Here is a 21,520-nt window from a genome sequence, read left to right on the forward strand (position 1 = left end):
CGATAGACGACGGGTAGACAAGCATACGAAGCTCCTGGCGGACGGTGGATCTTGGTCGTGAACCCGTCTACCAGGAGCTTCGTCGTTCCGCAGATCCGTCCAACACGCGACCAGCGCCGTCAGGTTGGAAACGACTCAGCGATCCGATAGTGGCCATCGCCAGCCACTGGCACCGCCCCCCAGCCCCTTGGCTGAAGCACATCCGGACACCTATCCGAGCGCACCGGCCCGAGGAAATCGTCGTCATCGGTCGCAAGCAAGTACTCAAGCACGCCCACAGTATGTCGGCCTGACAGGGCAAACGTTGCTTGATGCGGCACTAGCCGACGCCGACATGGCCAGACCGTGGCTGGCCTGGGCGAAGTACCTCGCCCACCGATTTGCCGAGGCCCGCAGCTGGGGCCGCAACATCCGCTTCGCAGTCAACCGGGGCCTGGCCGTCGTCCTCACCGGCCACGTCGAAGGCGACGTGGCCGGCACACGGAGATCTTCGCCCCGCTACGGGCCTTGGCCCTGCCCGTCGGCCACGTCGTCACGGTCCTGGAGGAGATGGGGATCTTCGAGGGCGACAGCGAACCGTCTTTCGAACGCTGGCTCGTCGGGCGCCTGGAAGGACTCGCACCCGGCATCCGCTCGGAGGCCGAGCGCTGGACCCGCGTCCTGCGCGACGGCGGCCCCCGCAGCCTCCCGCGACGGGAGGGCACGGTCTGGCTCTCCCTCAACCGTGGCCGACCGGCCTTGCTGGAGTGGTCAAACCGCTACGACCACCTGAGGGAAGTCACCCGCGACGACGTCCTCGCCCATGAGCTGCCCCGAGTTTCGTAGAGTCCGATCTTGATTGGTTCAGGCGGACTGCGGGATTTGCTCGTGGCTCCGCCAGAAGGCTTCTTCGTACTCGGCCGGCGGAACGTAGTCGAGCGCGGAGTGAAGACGCTCCTCGTTGTACCAGGTGATCCACTGGAAGATCGCCCGCTCGACCTGGTCGACGTCCTTCCAGGGGCCCTGCATCTCGATCAGCTCGGCCTTGAAGGTGCCGTTCAGGGCCTCGGCCATCGCGTTGTCGTAGCTGTCCGCGACGGAGCCGACCGACGCGGAGGCACCGATGTCAGAGAGCCGGTCGGTATACCGAATTGATACGTATTGCGACCCGCGGTCGCTGTGATGTATCAGCCCGGAGTCCTTCTTGATCCGACGTCGCCACAGCGCCATCTCCAGGGCGTCCAGCGGGAGTTCTGTCCGTATGTGGTTCGCGACCTGCCAGCCGACGATCATCCGCGAGTACACGTCCAGGACGAACGCCACATACGCCCATCCCGACCAGGTGCGGACATAGGTCATGTCCGCGACCCACAGCTGGTCGGGCCGGGAGGCGGTGAAGTCGCGGTCGACCAGGTCCGGCGGACGCGGCGCCGACGGCTCTGAAACCGTGGTCCGGCGCCGCCGGCCTCGGATGACGCCTTCCAGGCCGAGCTCGGCCATCAGCCGCTCGACGGTGCAGCGGGCCACCTCGACGCCCTTGCGCCCGAGGGCCCGTGTGATCCGGCGGGCGCCGTAGGTGCCGCCCGACTCGGCGTGGACCTCTTCGATCAGCGGCATGAGCTGTTCGTCGCGGAGCCGGCGGGCGGACTTCGGCCGCTTCTTGCGGGCGAAGTACGTCGACGGCGACAGCTCCAGCACCCGGCAGACGGGATCGACCCCGAGACCTCTGTGACGCAGGTGGTCGATCACCTGCTCGGCCTCGTCCGGGGACGGTCGATCTCCTGGGCAAAAAACACCGATGCGGCTTTCAGGATCTCGTTCGCCCGCCTCAACTCCGCATTCTCCCTGCGAAGTTGCTTCAGCTCGTCGAGCTCGGCGGTGGTGAGCCGGTCGTCCCGCTCGCCGCGGTCGGCCTCGGCCTGGCGGACCCAGCTGCGCAGGGCCTCCTTGTGGATGCCGAGGTCCTTCGCGACGTGGGCGATCGGGCGGCCGGTGGTGCGGACCTCACGGATCGCGCGCTCGCGCAGTTCATCCGGGTACTTACGTGGTGCTGCCATGGTGCTGGTGGTTCTCCTTCGCCAGGACCGTAACCCTGGCATCAGGGACTCCACAAATCTCAGTACAGCTCACTCCGCGGTGTACCGCTTCGTGTACTTGCTTCCCACCTGGTGCCACTTCCTCTGGAACCTCAGGTCCCAGTCTCCAGGTGTCCACGATCAAGGGGAAGGTTCACCGGGCGGGACACGTCCCACGCGGACCGGCGCGCCGCGGCCGGGCCTCGCCCTCGCCACCCCTGCCGCCGTCGGCGGACCTCGTGGGGCTGCCGGCCCGTCGCCCGGTCCGACCTCGCCGCCCCGGGCCCATCCCTTCGTCACCCATGTGCGCCGGTGTCAAGGCTCGCGCGGAGCAGCGCCGCCTCCTCGTCGAGGTGGCGCAGGAGTGCTTCGAGGGCGGGGGTGCGGGTGCGGTGGGCGGCCTCGGTGACGCCCACCGTGCGGCCTACAGAGGGGAGTTCGACCGGCAGTGCGGCGAGGTGTTCGTCGTCGCGCAGGACCAGTTCGGGCAGGAGCGCAACCATGTCGGTCTGTAGGAGCAGGGCCCGCATGGTGAGGATGGAGGTGCACTCGACCCGGTCGGCGGGGAGCGGCAGCCCCCGGTCGACGAAGAGGGCTCCCAGTTCCTGGCGCAGGGCGGTCTGTTCGACCGGCAGGATCCACGGGTGGGTGAGCGTGTCGGTGAGCGCGACGGCGCCCCTGGCGGGTCCTTCCGCAAGGAGCGGGTGCCCGGCGCGGACGGCGAGCCGGATGGGCTCGCGGTAGAGCATCCGCTGCCGTAGCGCCTCGCCGCCACCGGGGGCGGGCCCCACCCGGCCGACGATGAGGTCGAGTTCGCCGCCGAGCAGAGCCGGCTGGAGGACGTCGAGGGTGCCTTCGCGGACCACGACGGTGAGCCGGGGACGCTCCTTCTTGAGGCGGGCCACGGCTCGGGGCAGCAGGACGTTGGCCCCGGCGAGCAGGGTGCCCACGGTGACCGTGCCGTCCTGGCCCGCGCGCAGTCCGGTGAGGTGCTCCTTGGCCCGCCGGATCTCCGCGACCACAGCGCGGGCGTGGCCGACGAGCGCCTCGCCGTAGACGGTGGGCCGCATGCCGCGCGGAACGCGGACGAAGAGCGGGAGTTCGGCGACGGCCTCCAGTTCGCGCAGGGTACGGGTGGCGGCGGGCTGGGTGAGGTGGAGGCTCTCCGCCGCCCGTACGACGCTTCCGTGGTCGTAGACCGCGATGAGCAGGGTCAGGTGCCGGAACTTCAGCCGGCCGTCCAGGAGGTCCATCGACGGGGCTCCTTCCCGCGGAGGCGGGGGCCCGGGGCGGGGCCGCACCGCTGCATACCAGGATCGTTATGGCTCTCATGCCGATCGGCATTGGATCGGCATAGCTGGGTGGGCGCACTATACCGGCACGCCCCGGGGCGAATTTCGGACAGCTCCCGGCCCAGCAACGGAGGTTTGCAAGGTGAGTTCACCCGTGCGGCATTACGTAGGGGGCGGGTTCGACACGTCCGGCGTGCCGTTCCCGCTCGTCGATCCGGTCACCGGCCGCACCGTCGGCGCGGTGCCGGAGGCGTCGCGGGAGCTGGTTGACCAGGCCGTGGCCGCGGCCCGCGCGGCGCTGCGCGGGCCGTGGGCCACGTGGAGCCCGGCGGAGCGGTCGCGGCTGCTGCACCGGATCGCCGACGGGATCGAGGCGCGCTTCGAGGAGTTCAGCGCCGCCGAGTGCGCCGACACCGGCAAACCCCGCGAGCTGGCCTCGACGGTCGACATCCCGCGCGCAGTGGCCAATTTCCGCTCTTACGCTGATCTGCTGGCCGGGCGGAGCGAGCGGTCCTGGCACACCCCGGCACCCGACGGCCGGGGCGCTCTGAACTACACGGTCCGCAAGCCGCTCGGCGTCGTCGCCGTGGTTTCGCCGTGGAACCTGCCGCTGCTGCTGCTCACCTGGAAGGTCGCACCGGCCCTCGCCACCGGTAACACGGTCGTCGCCAAGCCGTCCGAGCTGACCCCCGGAACGGCCTGCCTGCTGGCCGAGGTGATGGCGGAGGCGGGCGTCCCCGCGGGCGTCTTCAACCTGGTGCACGGGCGGGGCCCGGACTCGGCCGGCCAGTGGCTGACCGAGCACCCCGGGGTGGACGCCGTCGCCTTCACCGGGGCGTCCCGCACCGGTACGGCGATCATGCGGGCGGCGGCGGCCCGGCTGGCGCCGGTCTCCTTCGAGCTGGGCGGCAAGAACGCGGGCCTGGTCTTCGCGGACGCCGACCTGGAGGAGGCGGTGGCGGGCACCCTGCGGTCCGCCTTCACCCACAGCGGTCAGGTCTGCCTGTGCACCGAGCGGGTGTACGTGGAGCGGCCGGTGTTCGACGCGTTCGCGGCGGCGCTGGCCGCCGGGGCGAGGGAGCTGTCCGGCTACGGGCCGATGGTGTCGGCCGCCCATCGCGACAAGGTCCTGGGCCACCTGGAGCGGGCCGCCGCCGACGGCGGCGAGGTGCTGGCGGGCGGCGGGGTGCCGCGCTTCGGGGACGAGCGGGACGGCGGCTTCTGGGTGGAGCCGACCGTGCTGGCCGGGCTGCCGGAGGACCATCCGGCGGTCCGGGACGAGATCTTCGGCCCGGTCGTGCACCTGGCGCCGTTCGACACCGAGGAGGAAGTGCTGGTCGTCGCGAACGCGGGGCCGTACGGGCTGGCCGCCACCGTGTGGACCGGCGACGTGCGGCGGGCCCACCGGGTTGCCCCGGCCCTCGACGTGGGCATCGCCTGGGTCAACACCTGGAACCTGCGCGACCTGCGCACCCCGTTCGGCGGGGTGAAGGCGTCCGGCATCGGGCGCGAGGGCGGCGACCATTCCCTGGACTTCTTCTCGGAGCCGATGAACGTGTGCGTGAAGCTGTGACGACGACCCGGAACGACCCGGCGGTGCGGGATGCCGCCGAACGCCTGGACCGGGCACGCCGCACCGGGGCGCCCTGCGCCCCCGTCCGGGACCTGCTGCCGATGGGCGATCTGGACGCGGCCTACGCCGTGCAGTCGCTGCTGACCGGGCGCCGGCTGGCCGAGGGGCGCCGGATCACCGGCTGGAAGATCGGCCTGACCTCGCCCGGCGTGCAGCGGCAGTTGGGCGTGGACACCCCGGACTTTGGTGCCTTGTTCGACGACACCGCCGTGCCGGACGGCGCGGAGCTGCCCTGGGGTGCGGTGCTCCAGCCGAAGGCGGAGGCCGAGGTGGCGCTGGTCCTGGAGCACGACCTGCCGCACGAGCGGCACACGGTGGCCGACGTGATCCGGGCGACCGCCTTCGCGCTGCCCGCCGTCGAGGTAGTCGGCAGCCGGATCCGCGACTGGGACATCACAGCCGTGGACACGGTCGCCGACAACGCCTCCAGCGGGGCGTATGTGCTCGGCACCCGCCCGGTGCCGCTGCGGGACCTGGACCTGCGGACCGCCGGGATGGTGCTGGAGCGGCGCGGCGAGCCCGTCTCCACCGGCGCGGGCGTCGCCTGCTTCGGCCATCCCCTGCACGCCGCCGTCTGGCTGGCGGACACGCTCGTCCGACTGGGCACACCGCTGCGGGCAGGGGACACGGTGCTCACGGGTGCACTCGGGCCGATGGCGGCGGTGGCGCCAGGCGACGTGCTGGAAGCCCGTATCGACGGACTCGGTTCGGTGCGCGCGGCCTTCGGGCCCGCCCCCGCGGAAGGAAACCCCCGATGACCCCGGTAGACCCGATGACACCGGCAGACCCGACGGCGACGGTGGACCCGGCCGCCCTGGCGGAGGCGCTGGACACGGCCGCCCTGGCGGCGCGCCCGCTGCCCGGCGGCGGCAGCGGCCTCACCACCACCGCAGAGGGGTACGCCGTGCAGGAGGCGCTGCTAGCGCGGCGCTTCGCCCGGGGCGAGCGGCCCACCGGCGTGAAGCTGGGCTTCACCAGCGCCGCCAAGATGCGGCAGATGGGCGTCTGTGACCTGATCCACGGGCGGCTGACGGACCGGATGGAGATCCCGGACGGGGGGCGCTGCGACGTCTCCGGCCTGATCCACCCCCGGGTCGAGCCTGAGATCGCCTTCCTGCTCGGCGCGGTCCTCGCGCCGGGCGGCGATCCGGCGGCGGCGGTCGCGGCGGTGGCCCCGGCCCTGGATGTCATCGACTCCCGCTACGACGGCTTCCGCTTCTCGCTGCCCGAAGTGATCGCGGACAACACCTCAGCCGCCGGCTACGCGCTCGGCTCCTGGACCCCGGCGGCCGCGCTGGGCGGACTGCGGTCCCTGGCCAACCTGGGCGTGGTGCTGGAGGTGGACGGCCGCCCGGCCGAGACCGGTTCGACGGCCGCGATCCTCGGCGACCCGCTGCGGGCGCTGGCCGCCGCCGCCCGGCTGGCCGGCCCGCTCGCCGCAGGGACGGTCGTCCTAGCCGGGGCGGCGACCGCGGCCGTACCGCTGCCGCCGGGGACGCACGTGCGGGCCGCCGTGGCCCGGCTCGGTTCCGTCGGCCTCACTACCGGGGAGGCAGCGTGATCGTCCCCGACGCGGCCCCGCCGCGCGGCCGCTTCCCGCACCTGCGGCGCGCGGGCGACCTGGTCTTCGTCTCCGGTACGAGCTCCCGCCGCCCGGACGGCGGCTTCACCGGGGCGAGCGCCGACCCGATGGGCGTCACCGACCTCGACATCCGGGCCCAGACCCGGGCGGTCCTCGACAACATCGCGGCCATCCTGGCCGCCGCCGGCGGCGGTCTGGACGACCTGGTGTCGGTGACCGCCTACCTGGTCAGCATGAACGACTTCGGCGGCTACAACGAGGTCTACGCCGACTACTTCGACGAGACCGGGCCGACCCGGACCACCGTCGCCGTCCACCAACTCCCCCACCCCCACCTGCTGATCGAGATCAGCGCGGTGGCACACCTCCCCCAGCACCCGAGCGAGGAACAACACCGATGACGATGAGACCGTTCAACCTCCAGGCCTGGATCGCAGAGCACCGCCACCTGCTGAAGCCGCCGGTCGGCAACGTGCAGATCTGGCAGGACGCCGACTTGATGGTGACGGTCGTCGGCGGCCGCAACCGCCGCACCGACTTCCACGACGACCCCACCGAGGAGTTCTTCTACCAGCTCAAGGGCGACATGGTGCTCCGCGTCATGGAGGAGGAGGGCCGGCCGCCGCGCGACATCCACATCCGCGAGGGCGACGTCTTCCTCGCCCCGGCGCACCTGCGGCACTCCCCGCAGCGGCCTGAGGAAGACAGCATCGGCCTGGTCGTCGAGTTCGCCCGGCCGCAGGGCCACCTCGACGCCTTCGAGTGGTACTGCATCGCGTGTCACCACCTGGTGCACCGCAGCGAGGTGCAGCTCACCTCGATCGTCGACGACCTGCCGCCGGTCTTCTCCGCCTTCTACGCCGCTTCGGCCGCCCGCACTTGCGGGCACTGCGGCGCCCTCCACCCGGGCAAGGACTGGCCCGAGGAGCTGCGGCCCCGCACCCGGCGCGACGAGGCGGGCGGCGCATGACCGTCGTCGACGTCCACGCGCACGTCTTCCCCGAGATCGGCCGCGCCGAGTCGCGCCGGATCACCGGCTCCGAGGACGGCCCGTGGCTGCGCACCACGGACGGCCCCGACGCCGGGATGATGATGGCCGGGGCCGCCGAGTACCGGCCGGTGGACCGCACCCTGTGGGACCCGGCCACCCGCGTCGCCGACCTCGACCGGCTCGGCGTCGACGTGCAGGTGCTGTCCAGCACGCCGCTGCTGTTCGGCTATGGCCTGGAGACGGCGCGGGCCGCCGACTGGTGCCGGGCCGTCAACGGGCGCCTGCTGCGGTACGCCGCGCACGCCCCCGGCCGGCTGGCCCCGCTGTGCCAGGTGCCGCTCCAGGACACCGAGGCGGCCTGCTCTATGGTCACCGAGGCGATGGGGCAGGGCTTCCACGGCGTCCACATCGGCAACCACCTCGGCGACCGCGACCTCGACGACGGCGCCCTCCTCGAATTCCTCGCGCACTGCGCGCACGAGGACGCGGCAGTCCTGGTCCACCCGTGGGACCTGCCGGCCGGGCCGCGCCACTCCCGCTACATGCTGGCCTGGCTGGCGGGGATGGCGGGCGAGACGCACCTGACGATCCTGTCGCTGATCCTCTCCGGCGCCTTCGAGCGGCTCCCGGCGTCGCTGCGGCTGCTGTTCGCGCACGGTGGCGGCAGCTTCCCGTACCTGCTGGGCCGGGCGGAGAACGCCTGGCACCGGCGGGACATCGTCCGCGCCGACAGCCCGCACCCGCCGTCGTACTACACCGAGCGCTTCGCCGTGGACTCCGCCGTCTTCGACTCGGGGGCACTGCGGCTCCTGGTGGACGTGATGGGCGCGGAACGGGTGCTTCTCGGCTCCGACCACCCGTTCCCGCTGGGCGAGGAGTCCATCGGCCGGCTGGTGCGGGAGAGCGGCCTGGCCCCCGCCGAGCGGGAGGCGGTCCTCGGGGGCAACGCCGTCCACTTCTTCGAACTCACCCCCCTGCTGAAGGAGGCCGTGCGGTGAAGGCCGCCGTCATCGGATCGGGCAACATCGGCACCGATCTCCTCATCAAGATGATCCGCGGCTCGAGGGTCGTGACCCCCGCCGCCATGATCGGCATCGACCCGGACTCGGACGGGCTCGCGCGGGCCCGCCGGCTCGGCGTCCCGACCAGCTCCGACGGCGTCGCCGGGCTGATCGCCATGGACGACTTCGACGGGATCGATGTCGTCTTCGACGCCACCTCGGCCGCCGCCCACCACCGCAACGCCGCCGCGCTCGCCCCGTACGGGAAGACCCTGATCGACCTCACCCCGGCGGCCATCGGACCGTACGTCGTCCCGCCCGTCAACCTCGACGAGCACCTGGACGCGAGGAACATCAACATGGTCACCTGCGGCGGGCAGGCCACCGTGCCGGTCGTCGCCGCCGTCGCCGCCGTCACCCCCGTGCACTACGCGGAGATCGTCGCCTCGATCGCCTCCCGGTCCGCCGGGCCGGGCACCCGGGCCAACATCGACGAGTTCACCGAGACGACCTCCCGTGCGCTGGAGCGGGTCGGCGGCGCGGCCCGGGGCAAGGCGATCATCGTCCTCAACCCGGCCGAACCTGCGCTGCTCATGCGGGACACCGTGCACTGCCTCGTCGACGACGCCGACATCGGCCGGATCGCCGCGTCGGTGCGCGCGACGGCCGCCACCGTCGCCGCGTACGTCCCCGGCTACCGGCTCAAGCAGGAGCCGCAGTTCCGGACGCTCGCCGCCGACGACCCGCTGGTCCGGCTCGGCAACGGAGCCCGGCTGCTCGTCTCCGTCTATTTGGAGGTCGAGGGCGCCGCCCACTACCTCCCCGCCTACGCCGGGAACCTCGACATCATGACCGCCGCCGCGCTGCGCACCGCCGAGCGCCTGGCCGAACGGAGCACGGGCCGATGACCCGGGTCTACGTCCAGGACGTCACCCTGCGGGACGGCATGCACGCCGTCTCCCACCGCTACACCCTCGACCAGGTACGGGCGATCGCCGCCGCCCTGGAGGCGGCCGGCGTCGACGCCGTCGAGGTCGCCCACGGCGACGGCCTCTCCGGCTCCTCCGTCACCTACGGCCCCGGCGCCCACACCGACTGGGAGTGGCTGGAGGCGGCGGCCGAGGTCCTCGACCGGGCCCGGCTCACCACCCTGCTGCTGCCCGGCATCGGCACCGCCGCCGACCTGCGCCGCGCCCACGCGCTCGGCGTCACCTCGGTCCGCGTCGCCACCCACTGCACCGAGGCGGACGTGTCCGCCCAGCACATCACGCTCGCCCGTGAACTGGGCATGGACGTCTCCGGCTTCCTGATGATGTCCCACCTCGCGCCGCCCGCCGAACTGGCCGCGCAGGCACGGCTGATGGAGTCGTACGGCGCGCACTGCGTATACGTCACCGACTCCGGCGGCCGACTGACGATGGACGGCGTGCGGGACCGGGTCCGCGCCTACCGGGACGTCCTCAACCCGGCCACCGAGATCGGCGTCCACGCCCACCACAACCTCGGTCTCGGCGTCGCCAACAGCATCGCCGCGGTGGAGGCGGGCGCCTACCGCGTCGACGCCTCCCTCGCCGGGCAGGGCGCGGGCGCGGGCAACGCCCCGCTGGAACCGGTGGTCGCGGTGCTCGACCTGATGGGCTGGGAGCACGGCTGCGATCTCTTCCCCCTGACGGACGCGGCCGAGGAGCTGGTCCGGCCGACGCAGGACCGGCCCGTGCGGGTCGACCGGGAGACCCTCACGCTTGGCTACGCCGGGGTGTACTCCAGCTTCCTGCGGCACGCGGAGGCGACGGCCGCCCGGCACGGGCTCGGCACCCAGGACCTGCTCGTCGAGGCGGGCCGGCGGCGGCTGGTCGGCGGGCAGGAGGACCTGCTCACCGACATCGCCCTAGACCTCACCCGCACTGCCGCTGCCGCCTCTTCCACCCCCGACCACGGAGCCCCCATATGCTGACCGATCCAGCCGTCCTCACCGACCTCACCACCCGCGCCGCAACGCTGGACGCCGCCGACCCGCTCGCCGCCGTCCGAGACCGCTTCCTCCTCCCCGACGGGATCGTCTACCTCGACGGCAACTCCCTCGGCGCCCTGCCCGCCGCCGTCCCGGCGGCCGTCGAGGACGCCGTGCACCGCCAGTGGGGTACCGACCTGATCCGCTCCTGGAACGCCAATGGCTGGTGGGAGGCGCCGGTGCGGACCGGCGACGCGATCGGCCGACTGGTCGGCGCGGCCCCCGGGCAGGTCGTCGCCGGGGACTCGACCAGCGTCCAGCTCTTCAACACCCTGCTCGCCGCCGCCCGGCTGCGCCCCGGCCGCCGGCTGCTGCTGACCGACCCGGACCACTTCCCCACCGACCAGTACATAGCCGACTCGGTGGGCCGGCTGCTCGGCCTCGACGTCCGCCGGGTGCCGGCCCGGGACGCCGCCGCCGTGCTGGCCGCCGAGGCGGGGAACGTCGCCGTCGCCGCGTACGCGCCGGTCGACTACCGCACCGGCGAGCTGTATGACATGGCAGCGCTCACCGCCGCCGCGCACGCCGCCGGGGCCCTCATGCATTGGGACCTGTGCCATGCGGCGGGCGCTCTGCCGGTCGGACTCGACGCGGTGGAGGCGGACTTCGCGGTGGGCTGCGGCTACAAGTACCTGTCGGGCGGGCCGGGCGCCCCGGCGTTCGCGTACATCGCCCACCGCCACCAGGAGGGCTTCGACCATCCCCTGACCGGCTGGCACGGGCACGCCGAGCCGTTCGCGATGGCGGGGACGTACACCGCGGCAGCGGACATCACTAGGGCCCGGATCGGCACCCCGGCGCTGCTCTCCCTGATCGCCCTGGAGGCCGCACTCACCGCCTTCGACGGGGTGGAGATGGCCGCCGTACGAACGAAGAGCCTGTCACTGACCGGGTTCTTCCAGGAGTGCGCCGACCTCCTCCTCAACGGCCTCGGCTTCACCCCGGCCACCCCGCGCGAGCCGGAGCGCCGGGGCAGCCAGGTCGCGCTGCGGCACCCGGAGGCCTATCCACTGGTCGCGGCGCTCACCGCCCGGGGCGTGATCGGCGACATGCGCGCCCCCGACCTGCTCCGCTTCGGCTTCAACGCCCTGTACGTGACGCACGCCGACGTACTGCGCGCGGTGGTCGAGCTACGCGACATCGTCACCTCCGGAGCCCATCTCCTCCCCGAGTTCCAGCAGCGCCCCACCGTCACCTGAGCCCCTATCCGCCCGCCCACCTTCCCGCCCCGAAAGGACCGTCCGATGCGCTTCACCCGCAGGAACACAGCTCTCGCCATCGTCGCCGCGGCCGCCGTAACCGCCGGCCTGCTCGTACCCGGCGCGTCCGGCGCGGACACCGCAACCGCCGGCACCACCGACCCGAACGTCCTCGCCGTGTGTGCCGACCGCCGCCCCGGGCCGGCCGACCCGGGCGCGTACGGCATGCAGCTCGACGGCACGTTCCGGCACCCCGCCCTCACCCCCGTCGACGAGGAATCCGACCACCCCTTCCCGGGGCGCAACGCCGCATACGACACCCGCTCGTACATCAAGAACATGAAGGTCGAAGCGGCCTACGAGGGGGCCGACTTCACCCCCGACTACTTCCACACCTGGCAGAACGTCGTCGACTTCGACGGCCGCCGCTACCTCTTCCAGTACGACCGCTCCGAGGGCCGTGTCTACGACATCACCGACGTGCGGAAGGTGAGGGTCGTCGAGCGGATGAGCCGCGAGGACGTCGGCGGCGACGAGGCCCGAGGCAACGGAGACTGGGCGGCGCACGACTACTGGGGCGCCTCCACCGTCCAGTGGAACAAGAAGCTCAACGCCTACGTCATGGTGCAGAGCTTCGAGAGCAGGCGGCAGATCTCCGAACTCTCCGACCACCCGCCGCTCGACAAGTACAACAACCCCGACGGCGTCCGGAAGCTGCGGGAGAAGCCGGGGCTCAAGGGCTTCAAGGTGTACCGCCTCGACGGCCCGCGCAAGAAGGACTGGAAGCTCCTGGCGACCGTCTCCACCGACTCCACCCAGGCCGACCCGCTGCGCAGCGACCCGGCCGCCGCCCAGCAGGGCTCCGGCTCGATAGACGTGCCGTACTGGACGGGCGAGAAGTACATGTTCATCGCCTCCGCACCCGACGACACCTACTCCGGCACCGAGTACCCCACCAATCTCCACTCGGCCGGCTACCAGTCCTGGGACATGTCCGACCCGGCGCACCCCAGGCTCCTGGACACCTGGCACCTGCCGGGCCAGCGCACCGGCGAGGACTCGGCCTACCGGCAGAACCCGCGCTGCGGCAACCGCACCAGTTGGATGGGCGCCCGGATGCCGCTCTTCCTCCCCAAGCCCGTTGAGAAAGGCGGACGTTACGCTTTCGCCGCAATGGGCGGCTACGGCCTGACGGTCCTCGACGTCTCCGACCCGTCGAACCTCCGGACCGTGAGCCACCTCGACCTCCCGGCGTCGGTCTCGGGCACCGAGGGCGACAACATCGACGTCTCCCAGTACGAGAAGACCGGAATGATCTACTACTCCGGCTACCCGCTCACCGAGGACTGCTACGAGCCCTACAAGGACGTCTACCAGATCGATGCCAAGGACCCGAAGAACCCCCGTGTCGTCGGCGTCCTCCCCCGCCCGATACCGCCCAAGTCGGCCGGTATCACGGACTACTGCCAGCGGCGGGGCAGCTTCGGCCCCAAGCGGACCGGCTACTACACCACCCCGGGCAAGCACGACGCCGGCATCCTCGGCTACGGCTTCTACAACGCGGGCGTGCAGTTCTTCGACGTGTCGGACCCAGCCGACCCGGAGGTCTCAGCGTACTTCGTGCCGAAGGCGTACGGCCGCGACACGGCGGACTACGCGTACGGCAACCAGACCCACGGGGTCTACGTGGAGTGGGACCGGAACATCGCCTGGGCACTGACCAACCACGGCATCTACGCCCTGTCGTCGAAGGTCCTGGGCAAGCCCGACCTCGACGCCCCCGCCAAGCCGTTCCGCAACAGCGAGTTCTGACCCTCCCCCGTTGTCCGCCCCCGTACAGAAGGGCCCCACCGCCATGGCCTCACCCAGCGATTCCGCCCCCCTCGACCCGGCGCCCACCGACGGAGCCAGACCCGCTCCCGGCCCCGGCCCCGGCCCCGACAAGGGGCTGATCCGCTCGCTCACCCACCGGCAGACCACCATGATCGGGCTGGGCTCCGCGCTCGGCACCGGCCTCTTCCTCGGTTCCGGTTCGGCAATGTCCGTCGCCGGGCCCGCCGTGATCGTCTCGTACGTGATCGGGGCGGTCCTGGTCGCGATCATCGCCGTGCTGCTCGGCGAGATGTCCGCCGCCCACCCCGTCCAGGGCTCGTTCGGCACGATCGCCCGCCGCTACCTGAGCCCCTGGGCCGGCTTTCTCAGCAGTTGGCTGTACTGGTTCAGCGCCGTCGTCGTCATCGGCACCGAGGTCGTCGCCTCCGCGCTCTACATACGCTGGTGGTGGCCGGCGGTACCGATGTCAGTGGCGATCCTCGCCGTCGCGGCGATCGTCCTCGCGGTCAACGTGATCAGCGTGAAGTCCTTCGGCACCACCGAGTTCTGGCTCTCCAGCGTCAAGGTGACGGCCCTGTGCGCCTTCATCCTCTGCGCAGCCCTGCTGGTCGTCTTCGGGCTGCCGGACACCGAGGCCACCGGCTTCACCCACCTCACCGACGACGGCGGCTTCCTCCCGCACGGCCCGAGCTCGATCTGGCTGGCCATGTCCGTGGTGATGTTCGCGTACGCCGGCTTCGAGGTCGTCGCCATCGCCTCCGCCGAGGCCGCCGACCCGCAGCGCACCATACGCACCGCGATGCGCCAACTGGCCTGGCGCCTCAGCTTCTTCTACCTGCTCTCCATAACCCTGGTGCTGGCCCTGATCCCATGGCGCCGGATGGCGGACGGCGACGGCAGCGTCGAGGCGAGCCCCTTCGTCCGCGTCTTCTCCGAGATCGGCGTGCCCGCCGCCGCGACCGTCACCAACGCGGTCGTGCTCATCGCCGCCATGTCTGCCGCCAACGCCCACCTGTACGGCGCCTCCCGGCTGCTCCACTCGCTCGGAGACAACGGCCTCGCGCCGAAGCCTCTGGCCCGGCTCAACCGCCGCGGCGTCCCGGCGGTCGCTATCGCCGCGTCCACCCTGGGCATCGCGGCCGCGGCCCTGCTCGCCTTCTACGACGTCAGCGGCCTCTTCGGCGTCATGATGTCGATCGCGATCTTCGCGGTAATGCTGGTGTGGCTGCTGATCCTGGCCTCGTACGTCGCTTTCCGACGCCACCGCGCCGCGCACCCGGAGGAGTTCACCGGTTTCTCCGTCCGGGGCGGCGACAAACTCGCGGTCGTCGCGGGGCTCGGTGTCCTCGCAGTGGCCGCGACGGCGGTGAAGGTGCCCGACATGCGGCAGGCGGCCGTCATCGGCATCGCCTTCACCCTCGCCCTCCTCGCCTGCTACGCCCTGACGGCACGGCGGCGGCGCCCCTCGTAGGCGGTGTCTTCAAACGGGATGCTGAGTGAGAGTTCATCCGGCCGTTCCTGCCCGAGTCATTGCGGGGGCGGAGGCGGCTGGACAACCGCAGGGTCCTGAACGGGATCGTGTGGAAGTTCCGGACCGGAAGGGCCTGGCGGGACCTGCGCGACCGTTACGGTCCGTAGCCCACCCTGTGTACGCCTTTTCGCAGGTGCGCGGCGGACGGGACGGTGCTTCAACCGCCTGAAGGTGCGACACGAAGTCGCACACGTTGAGCCTTTTCCAAGCTGGGGGGCGTTGACCACGAGTTGGACGGTCCTGCGTAACGACGAAGCTCCTGGTAGATGGGTTCTCAACCAAGATCACCCGTGTCCGCCAGGAGCTTCGTGTGCTTGTCTACCCGTCGTCGATCGACCTGTCCACCCGCACCCTGCGGTTCCTGACCGGGCAACTGACAGCCAGGCGGGAGGAGGTCGGCACGCGGTGGCGGCGGCTTCCCGCAGCGCGACAGGCACGTCCCGGTATTTGGGTTCATGCGCAGGATGTCGCTCGCGGTGAGCTCGTAGGCGAGCTGCGGGATCTGCTCGGGCTGGCGAAGCTTGAAGACCATTTTGGCTGGCTCGCTGAGGTTTCCCTCGCCTCTCAGCATGAAGAGGCAGAACGCAACACGGTTGGTAACTTGAGGAAACAGCTTCTCCTCATTGTCGAAGCTGAAGATCGCTTCCAATTGCCCCTTGCGCAAAAGGTCCTTGAAGAAGTCCTGCGTAGTAGCGTCCGTAGCGATCCCCGTAGGCACGATCACCCCCGTCCGTCCCTGGGGCCCGGTCAGCGTCCGGTCCGTCTCCGTAAAAACGGCGTACGTGTTGATGTCACCCCGCCCCGTCAGCGGGAACCGGGCGAAACCGTCACGGTGACGGACGAGGAGCTGGAACAGATGCCGCTGCCGACGGCGAAGGCGATCGAGATCGTCGCGTTCGTCGACGCCGGCACCATCGATCCGGATGGGGTGTCCTGGATGGCGTACGCGTCCCCACCGATGCGGGCCTCGGCGTCCGCCGCCTCGTAGCGGGCAGCTACCCGCAGCGGACCGACCTGGGTAGCGCGATCAGAGGGACCCACGTGTAGTCGATCGGCGTCAGCGCATCGCCGATCGCCGCGACAACGATCAGCCCCAGCGGCATCCAACGCGCAGAAGGCCACCGGGCAGTCAGACGATCCATCCCTGGGCCCCCGCAACTATGGACGACGGCTGACCCTCCTGATCTCAGTTTCCAACCTCGTGCTTCGACCGGCAAACCAGATCCGCACAGGCGCGGAAGGGCAGGTCAGGATCAGTGAGCACCACCACCGGCGGCCGCAGACCTGCCGCCGGGTGCCGGGACTGACGAGGGTACGTCCGGCAGACCGAGCGTTTGCCGCTACGGGCGAGGCACGACCGGACCGGCCGTCACGGCGCCTTGAGCAGGCTCCGCTGGTTCCCGGCGCCTTCACGGAGCTGCCGTTCGGCGGCCGCCTGGATCTCAGGGCTGGTGTGCTGCCGGGTGTTGTTCCAAGTGGCGCGGTGGGCGGCTATGCCGCGATACTCTTCCGGGGCATCCGCGCGCCGCGTCGGTGCGGCGGGTGCGGTCGGCTGCGGGACCGGTGCGGCGGCTCGCCCTGGAGGTCGGCCTTTGCGGGTGCGGGTGCCAGGACGCGCGGGATGCGGACGTTCGCCCCGCGCACTCGCTCGTTGGCCGCCGCGACCTGCTTCGGCGCGCTCCAGCGCAGCTGTGTCCCATCTGCCGGAAGGTCGGGGACGACGTCCAGGCGGCCAATCTCCGCGTCGGAGGCCACGGCCTGGACCCGCCCGGCGGCTCGGGCACTACCGCCACCAGGATGGTGTCGTAGTCGGCGAGGACGCTGCCGCCGACGGCCGGGGAGGCCACGCCGCCGTCATCATCATGCCGATCGCAGTGCCCAGCCCGAACGGCTCCCCGGCCGTCACGACGTACAACGGTGGTGATGCGCCGCTGGTGAGTGGTGGCAGCCAAGCCGTCGACGGCGCTGCGGAACTCGGCGCGTATGAAGGGCTTTACCGATCCTTCCGGAAGAAGTCGCGGAGCTCGTCACTGCAGTCCTCCGCACCGGGTCGCTGCCGCGAGAAAGCCAGAATTCCGTCGTTCCCGACTTCCGGCCTTGCCTTGTCCAGCTGTGCCTTGATGTCGGCGATGAACTCGCGGCACTCGGCACTGACGTGCTTCTCAGGCTGCAGGCCCGGTACTGAGGAGGCATTCAGCCCGGCAGTACCGACGAAGCCGACCACGCACAGCACGGCCCACGCGGCAACCCATGTGCGGCGGCTCATCTGTCTCGGCTTCGGCATCCAGACATCCTACGAGCGCGGCGGATTGCCTGTGAAAGGTGGGTAGTTGCGCTGGTCTGGCCCGCCGCCAACCACCGGGCCGGGATGCTAGACGTCGGTGGCGCGAGGGACCCGTAATCCACCCTTGGGGCCGACCAAAGCCGCATGTGACTGTCTGCTTCAGGCAGAGGCAGAAGCCTCCCATCTCCAGGAAGATGAACGCGGCGGGGATGTGGTGCTTGACGGCGCAGGAGCGGGCGATGTCCATGGCGAGGGTGGACTTGCCCAATCCTGCCGTCCAGCCAGATGACAGTGACAGCACCGGCTTCATCACCCTCGACACCTTGACCAGCGGCCTCCAACCCGGCCGCAGAGGATCCCGAATCCGCACCGTAGCGGGCGTTGGGGGGCCGAAATTTGGCTGTCCGGAGTAGGCGCGCTTCGGCAGACTGCCGCCCCTGAGACTCTGACCCTAAGGATCGCCCGAGGCGACAGCCGCGAGGGCCGCGGCCAGCTCCAGGGCGGGCCAGACGTCAGCGAGCGCGTCGCACTCCCGCTACGCCCCTTGCGTGCCTCTCGCCGACCCGAGGAGCTCGGACTGAGCGGCCACAAGGTCATCCGGGCACGCGGCACCGATGAGGGAGGTCATGGGGAGCCTTACAGATCCGAAGGAGGCGAATCAGACGGATCTCAGCCAGGCTCGGTGGCGGTGTGAGGAGAAGAGGGAGGGGCGTATGAGGCAGAGCAGGATGGCTGGTGACAAAGCAGCGGGCGAAGGGGACCGATGTACAGCACCAGCTGACAAAGTACGTGAGCTGCGGGGCCTCAGTGGCAGGTGCGAGGAGCACCGAAACGGCTGACCGAGAGCGTTGCGCAGGCACGTGCTTCTGGGACAGTGAGCATCGGATTCCGAACCCGTGGCATGCCGCGGGCGTGTGCTCTGCCGCCTTCCTTCAGAGCCGCGGGGGAACTGGTGCGAGTACGCCCTCGCGCTGCGGTACATGCCCGGACGTTCGAACGCACAGCAACAGATCGCGCAGGCAGCACCAACCTCATCACACAGGAGGCACACCCATGCACGTCCGCGCGCTACATCTGTTCGGGAGACCCGGCCGGGCCGTTCTGCTCGTTTTCGCCATGCTGGCCGCCCTGCTGGCCGCAGCCGTTCCCACCGCCACCACAGCTCAAGCGGCGGTACCCGACCGCTGGGGATTCGCGTACCTGGATAACGCAACCCCGCCTGCCGGCTACGTGCCCGACCCGTCACGGCAGTGGGGCAGTTGGACCTCGCCGTCCACCAATCCGGTCAAGGTCGACCAGATCGGCCTCGGCTCCTACGTCGTGCACTTCCCCCTGATCGGCGGACCGGGCGGCGTCGCCCACGCAACCGCCGTGAGCAGCGCTGCCCGCTGGTGCCAAATCGCCGACTGGAAGACCGTGGGATCCGGCCAGGACGTCTACGTAAACTGCTACCTCCCCAGCGGCGCACCCAGCAACTCCACCTTCACCGTTCTCTACACGAGCAGCAGCGGTCTGCCCCCGACACCGTCCGGGTCGTACGGCTATCTGAACTCGGACGGCAGCGGCACCGTCCTCGGCCAGTACAACTCCACGGGAGCCGTCAATGCGGTGAGTAAGGGCGCGACCGGTCTCTGGAAGGCGTGGCTTCCCGGTCTCGGCCTGGCCAGCTACGCCGGCAATCTCCAGGTCACCGCCGTCGACGCGAAGCAGGGTGCGCGATGCAAGGTGTCCGACTGGTCACCCGGGACGGCGGGGCAGACCATCGTGGTCGCCTGCTACAACGCATCGAATGTCCCCTACGACACCGAGTGGACTCTGAGCTATTCCTACCTGCGGGCGGTCCACGGGCCGGCCTTCGCCCCGAGATCTTTCGGGTACCTCTGGTACAACGGATCACTCCCCCCTCTGACCAATTACAACTCCAGCGGAGCCACCAACACCCTCGCAGGCTCGGGAGCGCCTTTCACCGTGACCTTGCCGTCGGTGGCCGTCCCGTCGGACACCTCTCAGGTCACCGCCTACGGCAAGAGCCCCGACTACTGCGGCTTGTACGCACCCTGGGCCAGGACCAGCGGCTCTGTCGGACTCCCTGTGGCGTGCTTCGGCCCCGGCGGAGCACCGGTGAAAACGCCCTTCTTCGCCGCCTACACCTCGGCGATCTGAGCTGACTGGCTAAGCCATCCCTGTGGACTGAACCAGGCAGCAATGAGGGCCCAGGTGAAAACCCGGGCCCTCATCGTACGGGTAGTAGCGACAGCACATGCCTATTCACTCCCGGCCGGGGCCACCTCACCGTCCCTCAACGCGCTGCCGCGACGGCTGCAACGGCGTCGATCTTCTCCTCGGTTTCCTCCGGGCTGCTCGCCTGCCTGGACGGTTTCGCGTGCGGAGTCCTCCCGCAGAGGCAACGGGGCCGGGGCGGGATGCGACGGGGTCACGGGGCGACCTCAAGCTGTTCGATGCCGAGGCGCTCACAGTGGGCAGCCTCAGCCCCGGGATCGTGCTCGCGGATGCTCTGGGCACTACGACTGTGCTTGGACAGGTGGCGTGGACGAGCACCGCCCCCAACCACGCCACTCGCGCGCCTCTGGCCTGCCATGGGTTGCCCGATCGCCTCTCAAGCGGTGTCCACCGAGTTCAGCCCGAGGGCTGAACGTATTCGTGGATCGGGCGGCCGAAGTCGGCGACCAGGCCGTCGGGAAGGCCGCAGCGGAGTACGTCGTGCAGAAACGGCGGCTCCTGGAGAAGGCTCCGGCCGAAGAGCTGGTGGGGCCACATACTCCGGTCGGCGAAGGGCAGGCCGAGATAGGCGCTGCCTTCGTGGGGCCAGGTGGGATCGATTGCCAGACCTTCGGGAGTGACGGCCCAGCCGTGAGGAGTGTGCAGTGCCTGAGTCACACCGACGATCTGCGCCGCGCCGTAACCCTCTGCATAGGTCAGCTGAAGGTCGGGATGGTCGTTGGCCAACTGAGCGGCGTTCGTGAAGCAGAAACCCGGGTGTAGACGCTGGGCCTCGGCGGGGAGCGGGGCCGGGGTGAAGAGCCGTCCTTCGCGTAGCAGCAGATCGTACTGGCTGGTGCAGGCCCAGCCCTCCATGATCGGCTGCGCATTTGGCGCAATGGCCTCGGCCGCCTGGCGGAGGTAGGCGACCAGCTCCTCTTCGGCCCGGGACAGAGAGCCGGTCTGCTCGGTTGTCACAGCGTCCCCCACATTGGTCGGTCGATATCCAGAAGATCAGCCCGCTCGGTCTCCATCCCTGATCGGGCCCGCCATGCGGTGGCAGCGTATTCCGGATCAGGTCCTGGGTCTGCAGTAAGCGGCCGTCGCGTTCCTGTGCGTCAAGTGGCTGGTGGTTGCGAACGGGTGGCCGTCGTCGCAGGTGCACCGGGACCGACCTGAACAGCCACTGCCGCGGCGCTTGAGAGATCTCGGACTGCTTTCAGTCAGGTACGCGGCTTCAGCTTGACCAGGCGGACGGCGTCCCCCTCAAGAAGGAAGCTGTCGATCAGGTCATCGGTGATCTCGTCGTGTTCACCCTGAGGAAGGTCGAGGGTGATGTGGAAGTCCCGCAACGCGGAACGGATTCGACTCGGCAGGTCTTCGTGGTCGGGCATCTCGGCGGGATCGGCGGCCACGGTCAGGAGGGCCTCCCGTGGAGCGTCGATACCGGTGACTCGGACCTCGACCAGTTCGATTCCCGCCTCCTTCAGCGCCGTGCGCGCGCTGTCGTGCAGTGCGACGGCGGCCAGGTACTGAGTCACCTGGTCACGGCTGAAGGCCGGGGAGACGGTTCGGGCGATCGCCTTGGCCGGTGTGCCTGAACGAAACTCTCGAGTGATCGCATCGACCAGGGCACGCTTCTTGCCAAGGAAGTTGTCGAGCTCGGTTTTGATGTCCATACAGCCGACCTTATCGGTCGGGCTGAAATCAGTCCAGCCGCTATTCAGTCCGACGGTCCGGGCGGGCGACCTCTGGCGCGCTCCATCGGCCGGGAGTCCGACCACAACCCGCCGGGTGAGTACGGGAGGGCGTGGAGGCGCCTTCCCGCCCGCCGGGCACTGAGCCCCATTCCAACCTGACGGCGGGGTTGTGGTGTTGGTCGGTGTGGG

At 70.4% G+C, this 21,520-nt stretch carries 18 protein-coding genes and 3 pseudogenes; 16 read left to right on the top strand and 5 right to left on the bottom strand.

The window, feature by feature from the left end; genetic code table 11:
- Positions 1-507: 507 nt before the first annotated feature.
- Positions 508-825, top strand: coding sequence for a hypothetical protein (locus IF17_RS1000000140070; RefSeq protein ID WP_030575249.1), 318 nt, complete (start codon positions 508-510; stop codon positions 823-825).
- A gap of 18 nt (positions 826-843) precedes the next feature.
- On the opposite strand, the gene IF17_RS0135405 is transcribed toward IF17_RS1000000140070, so the two are convergent.
- Both IF17_RS0135405 and IF17_RS0135415 read right to left on the bottom strand, forming a co-directional pair.
- Positions 844-2,036 (bottom strand): IS3 family transposase gene (locus IF17_RS0135405; RefSeq protein ID WP_106980268.1). Its coding sequence is split into 2 segments (ribosomal slippage): positions 844-1,772 and positions 1,772-2,036, totalling 1,194 coding nucleotides; the frame shifts between segments, so codons are not numbered across the junction.
- 314 nt (positions 2,037-2,350) lie between these two features.
- Positions 2,351-3,307: a LysR substrate-binding domain-containing protein gene (locus IF17_RS0135415; protein WP_030575255.1), complete on the bottom strand. Its 957-nt coding sequence runs from the start codon at positions 3,305-3,307 to the stop codon at positions 2,351-2,353.
- A 193-nt stretch (positions 3,308-3,500) separates the two neighbouring features.
- On the opposite strand from IF17_RS0135415, the gene IF17_RS0135420 reads away from it, so the two are divergent.
- From IF17_RS0135420 to IF17_RS1000000138830, 14 genes and pseudogenes are all read left to right on the top strand, one after another.
- Positions 3,501-4,919 carry a 2-hydroxymuconic semialdehyde dehydrogenase gene (locus tag IF17_RS0135420; RefSeq protein ID WP_209437800.1) on the top strand — a complete coding sequence of 473 codons (1,419 nt, stop codon included), beginning with the start codon at positions 3,501-3,503 and terminating at the stop codon, positions 4,917-4,919.
- The gene (locus IF17_RS0135425; RefSeq protein WP_030575258.1) at positions 4,916-5,737 is read left to right on the top strand and encodes a 2-keto-4-pentenoate hydratase; all 822 of its coding nucleotides are present in this window, start codon (positions 4,916-4,918) and stop codon (positions 5,735-5,737) included. Before IF17_RS0135420 ends, IF17_RS0135425 begins: the two co-directional genes overlap by 4 nt.
- On the top strand, positions 5,734-6,540 hold the full coding sequence (locus IF17_RS0135430; protein WP_244890586.1) for a 2-keto-4-pentenoate hydratase: 807 nt from the start codon (positions 5,734-5,736) through the stop codon (positions 6,538-6,540). Before IF17_RS0135425 ends, IF17_RS0135430 begins: the two co-directional genes overlap by 4 nt.
- On the top strand, positions 6,537-6,962 hold the full coding sequence (locus IF17_RS0135435; protein ID WP_030575260.1) for a RidA family protein: 426 nt from the start codon (positions 6,537-6,539) through the stop codon (positions 6,960-6,962). The genes IF17_RS0135430 and IF17_RS0135435 overlap by 4 nt, the downstream gene beginning before the upstream one ends.
- Entirely contained in the window at positions 6,959-7,531 is a 573-nt protein-coding gene (locus IF17_RS0135440; protein WP_030575261.1) for a 3-hydroxyanthranilate 3,4-dioxygenase, read from the top strand. The genes IF17_RS0135435 and IF17_RS0135440 overlap by 4 nt, the downstream gene beginning before the upstream one ends.
- Complete coding sequence (locus IF17_RS0135445) at positions 7,528-8,550, top strand: amidohydrolase family protein (RefSeq protein WP_030575262.1); 1,023 nt, start codon at positions 7,528-7,530, stop codon at positions 8,548-8,550. Before IF17_RS0135440 ends, IF17_RS0135445 begins: the two co-directional genes overlap by 4 nt.
- A complete protein-coding gene (locus tag IF17_RS0135450) occupies positions 8,547-9,461 on the top strand; it encodes an acetaldehyde dehydrogenase (acetylating) (protein WP_030575264.1) in 915 nt (304 codons plus the stop codon). The genes IF17_RS0135445 and IF17_RS0135450 overlap by 4 nt, the downstream gene beginning before the upstream one ends.
- On the top strand, positions 9,458-10,507 hold the full coding sequence (gene dmpG / locus IF17_RS0135455; protein WP_030575266.1) for a 4-hydroxy-2-oxovalerate aldolase: 1,050 nt from the start codon (positions 9,458-9,460) through the stop codon (positions 10,505-10,507). Before IF17_RS0135450 ends, dmpG begins: the two co-directional genes overlap by 4 nt.
- The gene (gene kynU / locus IF17_RS0135460; protein WP_030575268.1) at positions 10,501-11,763 is read left to right on the top strand and encodes a kynureninase; all 1,263 of its coding nucleotides are present in this window, start codon (positions 10,501-10,503) and stop codon (positions 11,761-11,763) included. Before dmpG ends, kynU begins: the two co-directional genes overlap by 7 nt.
- Positions 11,764-11,808: 45 nt before the next feature.
- Complete coding sequence (locus tag IF17_RS0135465; RefSeq protein WP_030575270.1) at positions 11,809-13,575, top strand: LVIVD repeat-containing protein; 1,767 nt, start codon at positions 11,809-11,811, stop codon at positions 13,573-13,575.
- Between the two features lie 10 nt (positions 13,576-13,585).
- Positions 13,586-15,067, top strand: coding sequence for an amino acid permease (locus tag IF17_RS0135470; RefSeq protein ID WP_244890587.1), 1,482 nt, complete (start codon positions 13,586-13,588; stop codon positions 15,065-15,067).
- Positions 15,068-15,102: 35 nt separating this feature from the next.
- Positions 15,103-15,231 (top strand): annotated as a pseudogene (locus IF17_RS1000000138340) (transposase); the annotation flags it as partial.
- A gap of 206 nt (positions 15,232-15,437) precedes the next feature.
- Positions 15,438-15,563 (top strand): annotated as a pseudogene (locus tag IF17_RS1000000138825) (IS5/IS1182 family transposase); the annotation flags it as partial.
- A gap of 384 nt (positions 15,564-15,947) precedes the next feature.
- Positions 15,948-16,061, top strand: a pseudogene (locus IF17_RS1000000138830) (non-homologous end joining protein Ku); the annotation flags it as partial.
- A gap of 1,059 nt (positions 16,062-17,120) precedes the next feature.
- Here IF17_RS1000000138830 and IF17_RS0135495 read toward each other — a convergent pair.
- The gene (locus IF17_RS0135495; protein WP_030575279.1) at positions 17,121-17,411 is read right to left on the bottom strand and encodes a hypothetical protein; all 291 of its coding nucleotides are present in this window, start codon (positions 17,409-17,411) and stop codon (positions 17,121-17,123) included.
- A 1,053-nt stretch (positions 17,412-18,464) separates the two neighbouring features.
- Between IF17_RS0135495 and IF17_RS0135505 the strand changes: the two genes are divergently transcribed.
- Positions 18,465-19,574 carry a hypothetical protein gene (locus IF17_RS0135505; RefSeq protein WP_030575283.1) on the top strand — a complete coding sequence of 370 codons (1,110 nt, stop codon included), beginning with the start codon at positions 18,465-18,467 and terminating at the stop codon, positions 19,572-19,574.
- A 474-nt stretch (positions 19,575-20,048) separates the two neighbouring features.
- Here the strand turns inward: IF17_RS0135505 and IF17_RS1000000138350 are convergent, their stop codons facing one another.
- Positions 20,049-20,609 (bottom strand): hypothetical protein, encoded by a 561-nt coding sequence (locus tag IF17_RS1000000138350; RefSeq protein ID WP_157851207.1) that lies wholly within the window; start codon positions 20,607-20,609, stop codon positions 20,049-20,051.
- Between the two features lie 245 nt (positions 20,610-20,854).
- Complete coding sequence (locus tag IF17_RS0135515) at positions 20,855-21,310, bottom strand: hypothetical protein (RefSeq protein ID WP_030575285.1); 456 nt, start codon at positions 21,308-21,310, stop codon at positions 20,855-20,857.
- Positions 21,311-21,520: the final 210 nt, after the last annotated feature.

Source organism: Streptomyces cyaneofuscatus (assembly GCF_000718135.1).
Taxonomy (GTDB): Bacteria; Actinomycetota; Actinomycetes; order Streptomycetales; family Streptomycetaceae; genus Streptomyces; species Streptomyces cyaneofuscatus.

Coding starts and splice junctions, on each gene's coding strand:
- IF17_RS0135505 (WP_030575283.1), top strand. CDS start 18,465: ATGCACGTCCGCGCGCTACATCTGTTCGGGAGACCCGGCCGGGCCGTT.
- dmpG (WP_030575266.1), top strand. CDS start 9,458: ATGACCCGGGTCTACGTCCAGGACGTCACCCTGCGGGACGGCATGCAC.
- IF17_RS0135465 (WP_030575270.1), top strand. CDS start 11,809: ATGCGCTTCACCCGCAGGAACACAGCTCTCGCCATCGTCGCCGCGGCC.
- IF17_RS0135515 (WP_030575285.1), bottom strand. CDS start 21,310: ATGGACATCAAAACCGAGCTCGACAACTTCCTTGGCAAGAAGCGTGCC.
- IF17_RS0135445 (WP_030575262.1), top strand. CDS start 7,528: ATGACCGTCGTCGACGTCCACGCGCACGTCTTCCCCGAGATCGGCCGC.
- IF17_RS0135440 (WP_030575261.1), top strand. CDS start 6,959: ATGACGATGAGACCGTTCAACCTCCAGGCCTGGATCGCAGAGCACCGC.
- IF17_RS0135415 (WP_030575255.1), bottom strand. CDS start 3,307: ATGGACCTCCTGGACGGCCGGCTGAAGTTCCGGCACCTGACCCTGCTC.
- IF17_RS0135430 (WP_244890586.1), top strand. CDS start 5,734: ATGACCCCGGTAGACCCGATGACACCGGCAGACCCGACGGCGACGGTG.
- kynU (WP_030575268.1), top strand. CDS start 10,501: ATGCTGACCGATCCAGCCGTCCTCACCGACCTCACCACCCGCGCCGCA.
- IF17_RS0135495 (WP_030575279.1), bottom strand. CDS start 17,411: ATGCCGAAGCCGAGACAGATGAGCCGCCGCACATGGGTTGCCGCGTGG.